Raw genomic sequence first — 11194 nt, forward strand, 5'->3', positions numbered from 1 at the left:
CGATTTACTGCACCAAACCTCAACCCGCATCAGTGAAAACCAAGCGGTTGTCGGTGTTGAGGATTTGAAGGTGCGCAATATGTCGAGGTCAGCAGCGGGCAGCGCCGAACAGCTTGGACGGAAGGTGAAACAAAAGTCAGGGCTGAACTAAAGCGATCCTGAATCAGGGCTGGGGCGAATTCAGGCGACAACAGGATGACAAGCTGGCGTGGAAGAGCGGCCACCTGATCAAGGTGCCGCCGCGAAACCCCGCCGCACCTGCCCGAGCGGTGGCCATGTGTCGGCAGGCAACCGTCAGCAGCAGAAGCCTCGTCCACGCGACTATACGGTTCAGCGTATAGCGCCGTAGGAATCCCCGCCCTTTCCAGTCTCAAGACTGGCTCGCGCAAGCGAGAGGGCGGGGAGGATGTCAACTACAGCCAGGCTAGCAGCGCCCAGGTGATCAGAGCGCCACCGGCGATCAGCCAGACAAATAATAGCGCGGCCAGTGCCAGCGGTTTGATGCCTGCCTGACGGATGGCTGAAATATGAGTCGTCAGCCCCAGTGCCGCCATGGCGGCGGCCAGCATCAGATTGTCGAAAGAGACGATCTGGTCGACCAGGGGATGGGATAGCAGGGCGAGCGAGTTGAAGCCGGCCACCACCAGAAACAGCACGGCAAACCACGGAATCTGCACCTTGCCGCGGCTCTTGCCGCCGCCGCGGTGGCGGCGTGCCAGCCACATCGACAAGATCACCAGAAAAGGTGCCAGCATCATCACCCGTATCATCTTGGTGATCACCGCGCTGGTGGCGGCGTCTTCACTCACGGCCTTGCCGGCGGCGACCACCTGTGCAACTTCGTGAATGGTAGCGCCGCTGAACACGCCGTAGGCGAATTCGTTATTGGCCAGATAGCCGGCCTTGACCAGTGCATTCCAAGCCACCGGATAGACAAACATGGCCAGCGTGCCGAACACCACCACCGTTGCCACGGCCACCGCCACCTTGTCGGCCTTGGCCCGCAGGATGGGCTCGGTTGCCAGCACCGCAGCCGCACCGCAAATGGCGCTACCGGCACCGATCAGAATGGTGCTTTCCTCGTCCAGTTTGAATACCTTGCGCCCCAGATACCACGCCAGAAAGAAAGTCGACGTTAAGACGATGGCGTCGATCAGGATGCCGGCAATGCCGACGCCGGCAATATCCTGAAAGGTGAGGCGAAAGCCGAACAGGATGATGCCTAGCCGCAATAGCTTGGCCTTGGCGAAATTGATGCCTTCGTGGCAGGGCGCGGCAAACAGCGGATAGATGGTATTGCCGATCACCATGCCGCCGACGATGGCGATAGTGAGCGCCGAGAGACCGAACTCGCGCATCACGGCAAGCTCGGCGGCCCAGATGGAGGCCAGACCCAATAGCAGCGCGAGAGCGAGTCCGGGCAGTAGGGTTTTGAGTGAGTTCATGTGTACCGGCTCCTGAGTCTGGGGGTATATCGTAGCTGAACAGCAAGGACATATCGTTAAGACTATAGAAGCAGGCGACACATTATGCTTGTTGGTAGCCGGCTTCAAGTAAAAAATGCATTGGGTTCACCGCCTATGGGATCAGGCGGTGAACCTTGCCAAGGCTGGAGTCAGAGCGTAATGGCTGCCAGGCTGGCGCTGCCTATGATGGCCCACAGAATCAGCCCCAGTGCCATCGGGCGCATGCCGACGGTGCCCAGCACTTCACGCGATAGCGCTGCGCCGATCAGGAACAGGGTCAGTACCAGCGCCTTCTTCGATAGCCAGACGATGCCGCCGGTGATTTCGGCTGGAATGGCCAGATAGGTATTGGCGATCATCGCCAGAATAAAAAAGAAGATAAACCACGGGATCTGGATTTTCGCCGTCTTGTCGCGAAACACCAGCGTCGTGACAAAAGCCAGCGGAATGATCCACAACGCACGGGTCAGCTTGACCGTGGTGGCGATCTTGAGGGCTTCTTCGCTATAGGCGGCACCGGCACCGACTACCGAGCTGGTGTCGTGTATCGCCATCGCCGCCCAGATGCCGAACTGCTGATCGTTCAGGCCCAGATAGTGGCCCAGCGGCGGGAAGATAAATAGCGCCACGGCATTGAGTACAAAGATCGTCGCCAGTGCGACCGAAATCTCGCTTTCGCTGGACTTGGTCAGCGGTGACACTGCGGCAATGGCACTGCCGCCACAGATAGCAGTGCCCGCGGCGATCAGATAGGCGGTGCCGTCCGACAGCTTCAGGCGGCGACCGATAAACCAGCCCAAAAGCATGATCAGGCTGACCGAGATCACGGTAAACAGCATGCCTTCGCGCCCCGAGGCCAGCGACTCATGCAGATTCATGCCGAAACCCAGGCCGATGACCGAGTATTGCAATAATTGCTTGGACAGTTTTTTGGTAGCGCCGGGCAGGGGATTGCCCAGTAGTAAGGCAAAGCTCAGCCCGGCAAACAGGCTGATGGCCGGCGAACTCAGTAGCGACAGCAAGGCCGCCACGGTAAACAGTATCGCCTTGCTGTAGGTAGGCGCTGGAAGGGCTGGTATGGTTGCCATCGGGTATGCGTGCCTTTAGCGCCGGCACTTTTGATTTCTTATTTATAAAAAGCGAACAATACCTTCCTATGCTAAAGAAGAAAAACGGGTAATATTAATCAAATTGATTCGTAAAATTGATAATTTATAGATTAGTAATAAATGAAAGCAGAGAAGAGGCCTATGCGTATTACCCTGCGCGAAATGGAGGTGTTCGCTGCCGTCGCCAGCGCAGGCGGCGTGACGCGGGCGGCGGTGACTCTTGCGCTGACGCAGTCGGCAGCCAGTCAGTCGCTGGATAAGCTGGAAGCCAGCCTGGGCTCGCGGCTGTTTGACCGGGTCGGACGCCGTCTGGTACTAAACGAGCATGGCCGCATCTTGCTGCCGCGTGCGCGCGCCTTGCTGGATGCAGCTCGCGATGTAGAGGGCTTGTTTCAGGGCGAGGGTGGCTGGCTCAAACTGGGTGCCAGTACCACGATTGCCAATTATCTGATGCCGGCTAAGCTGGCCGCTTTTCGCCGCACTTATCCTGCGGTGCAACTGGAAATGAAGGTCGCCAATACCCGTGATATCGTGGCGGCGGTGCTGGCTTTCGAGGTGGACTGTGCTTTTGTCGAAGGCCCGTGCCATCATCCGGAATTGCTGGTGTTGCCATGGCGCGAAGACGAACTGGTGCTGTTTGTCGGCGCAGGCCATAGGCTGGCGGGACGTGTGCTGACGCTGGAAGAGTTGGCCGGCGCACCCTGGATTTTGCGTGAAGCCGGTTCCGGTACCCGTGAAGAGGTCGAGCGTTTGCTGCTGCCGCACTTGCCGGGTTTGAATCTGGAAATGGAACTGGGCGACTCGGAGGCGATCAAGCGCAGCGTGGCCGCCGGGCTTGGTGTTTCCTGCCTGTCGCGCGAGGTGGTGGCCGAATGGCTGGCCGATGGCCGGCTGGTCGAGCTGAAAGCGCCACTGCCGGCTTTGCAGCGTACTTTGTGGCAGGTGCAACAGCGCGAGCGGGTGGCAACGTGCAGTCTGCAGCTCTTTCTTTCCCTCTTGTAGGCCGGCTCCGGCTTGCCATTCATGATGCTGTCCGGGGCGGGGTGTTCGGGTGCTCCGCTAGCATGGATGATTAAACCATCTTAATCATAGTGATTTTATACCAAAGAGTGTAAATTACCTCTTCATATCATGTGAGGTGTGAGCTGTGCCGATCCGAAACCTGCCAGACGCCACACCGGCCGTGCATCTGCAAAGCATGCTGACACGGCGCTTTGCGCTATTGATGTCGGCGCTGGCGGCCGTGCTGCTGGCCGGTAGCCTGATCTTGCTGAATTTTCTCAGCAATGCGTCTAATGATGCGCTGATGCAGACGGAAGCCAACAAGGCCAGCCTGCTGTTGACTGCCGAGCGCGAGCGCTTGCAGTCTCTGGTGCACGATTACGCCAGTTGGGATGACAGCTACAACTACGTCCAGCAACCTGTTGCCGGCTTTATCGAAAACAGTTTTGCCGCAAGCTATCGAGAGCTCAGTATCGATTTCACCGCCATCCTGCGACACAATGGCGAACTGCTATACCTGACATCCGGTGATGGCAGTCGGCCGCCGCCGCTTTCCCTGCGGGAAATGCTTTCCGATCCTGCCATCCTTGGCTCCGCACTGAAGCCGGGGCAGGTCACGAGCCGGCTGGTACTGGTCGCTGACCGTCCGCTGCAGTTGGTGATTGCGGCGATCAGCAGTAGTGATGAAACGGCACCGAGCAATGGCGTGATGGTGATGGGCCGCTATCTGGACGGTACACGCATGGCCAGGCTGGGCGCGGTGAGCGGGCTTACGCTTGCGCTGGTGCGTGGCCATTCTGCGGCCTACTCCGAGTACCGCTGGCCGGCAACGGTGCACTATCGCATGCTACAGCCGCTGACGGATGCACCGGGCTGGTCGCTGCGGATAGACAAGCAGATCGACCGGCAGATGCTGCTCTTCGCATGGCTATTGTTTTTTTGCTGCATGTTGCTGCTATTGGGGGTGGCCTTCTGGTGGGTGGGACACTTCCTGCGTAAACGCGTCATCCATCGTCTCGAACTGTTTGCTCGTCTGGCGCGTAGTGGCACGGGCGCGGAGGCGCAGCATTGGCCGGTTGAAGGGCATTGCGAACTGGCTGAGCTGGCACGGGCCTACAACCAGCAGATGGATGAAGCGGCGCGGGCCCGGCAGCATCTGTACCAGCAGGCGATCACCGATGCGCTGACCGGGCTGGGTAATCGCCGGGCGCTGGAGAATACCCTCGCGGCCAGACTGGAAGACAGCAGCAATCTTGAACCTTTTTCCCTGCTGCTGATGGATGTGGATGGCTTCAAGCTCATTAACGATAGTCTGGGATACCTCTCTGGCGACTGCCTGCTACAGGCACTGGCACTGCGGCTAAGTCAGGCGATGCAGCGACAGGATCAGTTGTTCCGCATCGGTGGAGATGAGTTCTGCATCCTGCTGCCCGGCGAGGACCACGCGCTGTCTGCTCGTTTGAATCGGGACTTGTTGCCGGCTTTGCGCCAGCCCTTCGAGATTGACGGGCATGTATTGAAAATGACCGCGTCGGCGGGTCTGGCCGGCTGTTATCCGGGAATGGATGCGCAGCGCCTGATGCGCCATGCCGATCTGGCCATGTATGCGGCCAAGCAGCAGGGACGTAACTGCCTGTGCATCTATCAGCATGAAATGGGCGCGGCTGCCGACGCGCGCTTGCAGCTGGAGCAGGCCTTGCGTCTGGCCATTGCTGCCGGTGACATCCAGGCCTGGTTTCAGCCTGTCGTTAATGGCCGCAGCGGGCAGGTCGTGTCGCTGGAAGTGCTGGCGCGCTGGTCATGGCAGGGGAAGATGGTGCCGCCGTTGACCTTTATTAGTCTGGCCGAAGAGTTGGGGCTGATTGCGGTCTTGTGGGAAACGATGCTGCATCAGGCCTTGGCGAATTTTTCCCGTTTTTTAATATTGCAACCGGCACTCAAGTTGCAGCTTAATTTATCTGTGCTGCAATTGGTCGACACCCAGTTGGTGGGCAAACTGCAGGCCTCAATCGCGCACTATGGCTTGCCTCAAGGTGCGGTATCGGTCGAAATAACCGAAAGCATGACGCTGGACGGCTTGCCGCAGGCAAGGGCAATGCTGTCCGAAATGGTCGCGGCCGGTATCGGCTTGCATCTGGATGATTTCGGTACCGGTTACTCCTCCATGGCGCGCTTGCACGAGTTACCGTTTGATACCGTCAAGCTGGATCGCAGTTTTGTTGCGTTGCTGGGCGAGGGCGACGATACGCTGGCGCGCACCGTCTACGAGATGGCACAGGGCATGGGGCTGGCGCTGATTGCCGAGGGGGTGGAAACCGCGCTTGAATATCAAGGTCTGCGCGCCATCGGTTACGAGCAGATGCAAGGCTATCTGTTTGCGCGGCCGATGTGCGCCGAGGCCATGCTGGCCTGGCTGGCCGAGCCGCATGACTGGCCGGTGTTGCCGCAACTGGCGCCGCTTGCCACTTGAAGCGCACCGCCCGCTGACGAGAGATGGCCAGCGGACGATGCGAGGGTGGGGGGGGTAGAGGCTGTTGCCGCGGTTTTACAGCCAGAAATCGGTGCGGGTACGGTAGTCGCGTATCAATTGCTGGAATATGGCAGGGTCTTTGGTAAAGGTCAGCTCGCCTTCCGGCGGGAAGTGCAGATCCAAGAGACGCGATACCCAGAAACGCAGGGCTGCGGCACGCAGCATCACCGGCCAGTTCTGTCTCTCTTGTTCCGTAAGTGGCCGCACCTTGCGGTAACCATCCAGTAGCGCACGCGCCAGCGTGTCGTCAATACCGCCATCTGCTGTGCGCGCCCAGTCGTTGAGTGCAATGGCCACGTCGTACAGCAGCACATCGTTACATGCATAGTAAAAGTCGATAAAGCCGGCGATGGCATCGCCTTTCAGCAGCACATTATCCTTGAACAAGTCGGCGTGGATCACCCCCGAGGGCAGATGGTCGAAGCGGTGGCTGTCCTGCAGCTTGATTTCCTCGCGCAGCATGGCCGCATCATCGGCCGGCAGGCGCGGGTAGAGATCCTGCGCGGTCTGGCTCCACCAGCGCGGGCCGCGCGGATTTTTCATTTTCAGGGGAAAGGTGTCGCCGGCGCGGTGCAGGGTCGCCAGCATCTCGCCCAGCGCGCGGCACTGGCTGGCGGACGGTTCGCTGACATCGGCGCCATCCAGGCAAGTCACGAGGCAGGCCGGCTTGCCGCACAGCATGGAAGCCAGCCGGTCGGTGTTGTCGGCGACGGGGGAAGGGCAGGCCACGCCATGGCGTGCCAGATGGCTCATCAGCTGCAGGTAATAGGGCAGCTCGTTCAGCTGCAATGCTTCAAACAGCGTCAGCACATAGCGGCCGTGCGTGGTGGTGACAAAGTAATTGGTATTGGTGATACCGGCGGCGATGCCCTTGAGATCGACCAGTTCGCCCAGCGCATAGCCGGCGAGCCATTCTGTCAGGGCCTGTTTTGTGACTGAAGTGTAAACCGACATGCCTAATCCTTAGAATCGCATCAAGACCCATTGCGGGATGACGATACGGCGTGCCGGATCGATCTGTTTGAGGTTGCCGGTGCCGTCATCATCGACCAGATAGTAGGGAAAGCCGACCGAGGGCGTGACCTTGATCATGTACAGCAAACCGTTGATGCGGTACTCCTCTATCTTGTCGCTGCCTTTCTGGATGATGCGCACCTCGGGCTCGGGGCTGGCACCCGGCACCATGCCATTCGCGATGGCGGGTGGCGGCGGAACCTGCGTGGCGGGTGGCGTGTCGGCCAGCGCCAGCGGGCTGGCAAGGGTCAGGGCAAGTAGAAGGTGGCGCATCATGGTTTCCTTGGCTCACAAATTGAGCAGTTGTTCGTTCTCTTCGGGCAGTGCCTCGAAGCCACGGGTTTCGTAATACTTGAAAATGGTGTCGACAATGGCCTGCGGCTCGTCGATCAGTTGCACGAGTTCCAGATCTTCGGCATTGATCATGCCGCCGGTGACCAGCTGCGCGCGTATCCAGTCGATCAGACCCTGCCAGAATTCGCTGCCGCACAGGATAATCGGAATCTTGCGGCTCTTGCCGGTCTGTACCAGCGTCAGCGCTTCGAACATTTCGTCCAGTGTACCAAAGCCGCCGGGCATCACCACGTAAGCAATGGCGTATTTGACGAACATCACCTTGCGGCTGAAGAAATGGTTGAACTTAAGGCTGAGATCCTGATACGGATTGGGCGTCTGTTCATGCGGCAGCACAATATTGAGCGCCACCGACGGGCTGCGCCCGTAGAACGCGCCCTTGTTGGCCGCCTCCATGATGCCGGGGCCGCCGCCGGAAATAACCGAAAAGCCCGCGTCCGACAATAGGCGGGCTATTTCCTCGGTCAGCTTATAATAGCGTTGGTCGCGTGCGGTGCGCGCGCTGCCGAAAATACTGACGGCAGGCGTGATACCCTGCAGTTCTTCCGCCGACTCGACAAACTCCGACAGTATCTTCATTACATGCCAGGCTTCGCGGGAACGGAAGCGTTGCATCATCTCGTATCGGTCGCTGGTTTGCGGCAACTTATCGGACAAGCTCATCTTTAAAAGCCTCTTTATGAAAACACTGCTACTGATTGACGGCTCTTCTTATCTTTATCGCGCTTTCCATGCGATGCCCGACATGCGCTCGCCTGAGGGCAAGCCGGTGGGGGCGGTGTACGGCATGGTGAACATGTTGCGCCGGCTGGAAAAGGAGGTGGCTTCCGATTATAGCGCCTGCATATTCGATGCTAAAGGCAAGACTTTCCGCGACGAGATGTATCCCGAGTACAAGGCGCAACGCCCGTCCATGCCGGAAGAGCTGGTCAGTCAGGTCGAGGCAGTGCATGCGCTGGTACAGGCGGCCGGCTGGCCGATGCTGGTGGTGGGTGGTGTCGAGGCCGATGACGTGATCGGCACGCTGGCGCTGGCTGGTGAAGCTGCCGGTATGAAGGTGATCATTTCGACCGGCGACAAGGACATCGCCCAACTGGTGACGCCGCAGGTGACACTGGTCAATACCATGACTAACGAGGTGCTGGACGAGGCTGGGGTGCTGGCCAAGTTCGGCGTGGCGCCGGACCGCATCATCGACTACCTGACGCTGATCGGCGACAAGGTCGACAATGTGCCCGGCGTCGACAAGTGCGGCCCCAAGACGGCGCTTAAATGGTTGGCCGAGTACGACAGCCTGGCCGGTGTGATGGCCAATGCCGACAAGATAGGCGGCAAGGTAGGCGAGAACCTGCGTGCCGTACTGGACTGGCTGCCCCGGGGGCGCGAGCTGATCACCATCAAGTGCGATGTCGATCTCACCGCTCACCTGCCGCACGGTATGGACACGCTGCTGCATGGGCGGCGCGATGTGGTGCGTCTGGCCGAACTGTTCCAGCAATTCGGTTTTCGCAGTTTCTACCGCGAGCTGACGGACGAGGCTGCGGCTCCGGCGATTGCCGTACCGCAGCCGGCCAAAGCGGCCGCCAAAGCGCCGGCAGCGGGCATGATGGATGACCTGTTTGCCGAGCCGGCCGCCGAGACGGCTGCGCCGCCGCTTACCCATGCTGCCGCAGCGCCGGTGCTGGCGCGCGACTACCAGATGGTAACGACAGTACAACAGCTGGATGCGTGGCTGGACAAGGTGATGGCGGCCGATGTGGTGTCGCTGGATACCGAGACCACCAGCCTGGACCCGATGGCGGCGCGCATCGTCGGCATCAGCTTGTCGGTCACGGCCGGCGAGGCGGCGTATCTGCCGCTGAAACACGATTACCCCGGCGTGGCGGACCAGCTGGATCTGGAGGCCACGCTTGCCAGACTCAAGCCGTGGCTGGAAGATGCCGGGCGCAAGAAACTGGGCCAGAACCTCAAGTACGACAGCCATGTGTTTGCCAATCACGGCATCAGGCTTGCCGGTATTGCCGACGACACCATGCTGGCAAGCTATGTGGTCGAGAGTCACCAGCGCCACAATATGGACGATCTGGCGCACCGCCATCTGGGCGAAACCACGATCGCCTACGAAGACATCTGCGGCAAGGGCGCCAAGCAGATCGGTTTTGCCGAAGTGGATCTGGATACCGCCACCCGCTATGCGGCCGAAGATGCCGACATCACCCTGCGCCTGAACGCAGTACTCAAGCCCATGCTGCAAGGCCGGCTTGCCTCTGTGTACCGCGATATCGAGCTGCCGGTGGCCGGGGTGCTGTTCATTATGGAACGCCACGGGGTCTTGATAGACCGCGAGCGTCTGCAGGCGCAAAGCCACACGCTGGGGCTGGAGATGCTGGCGCTGGAAACGAAGATCCATGATCTGGCCGGGCAGAGCTTCAATATCAATTCGCCCAAACAGATGCAGGAAATCCTGTTCGGCAAGCTGGGCATTCCGACCAAGGGCGTAAAGAAAACGGCCAGTGGCGGTTATTCCACCGACGAGTCGGTGCTGGAAGCACTGGCGCTGGATTATCCGCTGCCCAAGCTGGTTCTAAGTTACCGTGGGCTGGCCAAGCTCAAGTCCACCTATACCGACAAGCTGCCCTTGCTGATTAATCCACAGACGGGGCGCGTGCATACAAGTTATTCACAGGCGGTGGCCGTCACCGGGCGCTTGTCCAGCTCCGAGCCCAATCTGCAGAACATCCCGATACGCAGCGAAGAGGGGCGCCGCGTGCGCGAGGCCTTTATCGCGCCGCCGGGCTCATGCATCGTGTCTGCCGACTATTCGCAAATCGAGCTGAGGATCATGGCGCATCTGTCCGACGACGCCGGCATGCTGGCCGCTTTTGCCGCCGGTGAAGACATTCACCGCGCCACGGCTGCCGAGGTGTTTGGTGTCGCGCTGGATGCGGTCAGTAGCGAGCAACGCCGTGCCGCCAAGGCGATCAACTTCGGCCTGATCTATGGCATGAGTGCCTTCGGCCTCGCGGCCCAGCTCGATATCGAGCGCAGCGCTGCCCAGCAATACATAGACCGCTATTTCATGCGCTATCCCGGCGTAGCCGAGTATATGGCGCATACCCGCGAGTCGGCACGCGAGCTGGGTTATGTGGAGACCGCCTTCGGTCGCCGCCTTTATTTGCCGGAAATTCGCGGTGGCAACCCGATGCGCCGCGCCGGTGCCGAGCGTGCGGCGATCAATGCGCCGATGCAGGGCACCGCCGCCGACCTGATCAAGCTGGCCATGATCGCGGTGCAAGGCTGGCTGGAGCAGGCGCAGCTCGGGAGCAAGCTGATCATGCAGGTACACGACGAACTGGTACTGGAAGTGCCGGAGGCGGAGCTGGAGCTGGTCAAGCATCGCTTGCCCGAGCTGATGGCCGGCGTCGCCGAGCTGAAAGTGCCGCTGCTGGCCGAAGTCGGTGCCGGGGATAGCTGGGGCGCGGCACACTGATGAATGGGAAATGGGAAATGGGAAATGGGGAATAGGGAATAGGGAATAGGGAATAGGGAATAGGGAATAGGGAATAGGGAATAGGGAATAGGGGCGGCTGGCGGGTTTGGTTTTTCGGGATCGGGGAGCGGGGAATCGGGAGCCGCGGTGTTGACGTGCTTGGGTCGGTTCGCAACACTGAAATCCGAGTCCCGAGTCCCGAGTCCCGAGTCCCGAGTCCCGAGTCCCG

The 11194-nt window shown here is 59.9% G+C and carries 8 protein-coding genes; 3 read left to right on the forward strand and 5 right to left on the reverse strand.

The window, feature by feature from the left end; all coding sequences use genetic code 11:
* Positions 1–413: 413 nt before the first annotated feature.
* Positions 414–1445: a YeiH family protein gene (locus tag ACRC1E_RS08025; protein ID WP_438514579.1), complete on the reverse strand. Its 1032-nt coding sequence runs from the start codon at positions 1443–1445 to the stop codon at positions 414–416.
* 170 nt (positions 1446–1615) lie between these two features.
* The gene (locus ACRC1E_RS08030; protein ID WP_438514580.1) at positions 1616–2554 is read right to left on the reverse strand and encodes a YeiH family protein; all 939 of its coding nucleotides are present in this window, start codon (positions 2552–2554) and stop codon (positions 1616–1618) included.
* Positions 2555–2716: 162 nt separating this feature from the next.
* Between ACRC1E_RS08030 and ACRC1E_RS08035 the strand changes: the two genes are divergently transcribed.
* Both ACRC1E_RS08035 and ACRC1E_RS08040 read left to right on the forward strand, forming a co-directional pair.
* Positions 2717–3577 (forward strand): LysR family transcriptional regulator, encoded by an 861-nt coding sequence (locus ACRC1E_RS08035; RefSeq protein WP_438514581.1) that lies wholly within the window; start codon positions 2717–2719, stop codon positions 3575–3577.
* A gap of 145 nt (positions 3578–3722) precedes the next feature.
* The gene (locus ACRC1E_RS08040; RefSeq protein ID WP_438514582.1) at positions 3723–6047 is read left to right on the forward strand and encodes a putative bifunctional diguanylate cyclase/phosphodiesterase; all 2325 of its coding nucleotides are present in this window, start codon (positions 3723–3725) and stop codon (positions 6045–6047) included.
* A gap of 75 nt (positions 6048–6122) precedes the next feature.
* On the opposite strand, the gene thrB is transcribed toward ACRC1E_RS08040, so the two are convergent.
* The 3 genes from thrB to ACRC1E_RS08055 are packed head-to-tail and all read right to left on the reverse strand — an operon-like array spanning position 6123 to position 8138.
* Positions 6123–7061: a homoserine kinase gene (gene thrB, locus ACRC1E_RS08045; RefSeq protein WP_438514583.1), complete on the reverse strand. Its 939-nt coding sequence runs from the start codon at positions 7059–7061 to the stop codon at positions 6123–6125.
* A gap of 9 nt (positions 7062–7070) precedes the next feature.
* A complete protein-coding gene (locus ACRC1E_RS08050) occupies positions 7071–7394 on the reverse strand; it encodes a DUF2782 domain-containing protein (protein WP_438514584.1) in 324 nt (107 codons plus the stop codon).
* 15 nt (positions 7395–7409) lie between these two features.
* The gene (locus ACRC1E_RS08055; RefSeq protein ID WP_438514585.1) at positions 7410–8138 is read right to left on the reverse strand and encodes a TIGR00730 family Rossman fold protein; all 729 of its coding nucleotides are present in this window, start codon (positions 8136–8138) and stop codon (positions 7410–7412) included.
* Positions 8139–8154: 16 nt separating this feature from the next.
* On the opposite strand from ACRC1E_RS08055, the gene polA reads away from it, so the two are divergent.
* Positions 8155–10965: a DNA polymerase I gene (polA, locus tag ACRC1E_RS08060; protein ID WP_438514586.1), complete on the forward strand. Its 2811-nt coding sequence runs from the start codon at positions 8155–8157 to the stop codon at positions 10963–10965.
* Positions 10966–11194 lie beyond the last annotated feature (229 nt).

Origin of the sequence: Craterilacuibacter sp. (assembly GCF_051659485.1) — a bacterium.
Classification (GTDB): domain Bacteria; phylum Pseudomonadota; class Gammaproteobacteria; order Burkholderiales; family Chromobacteriaceae; genus Craterilacuibacter.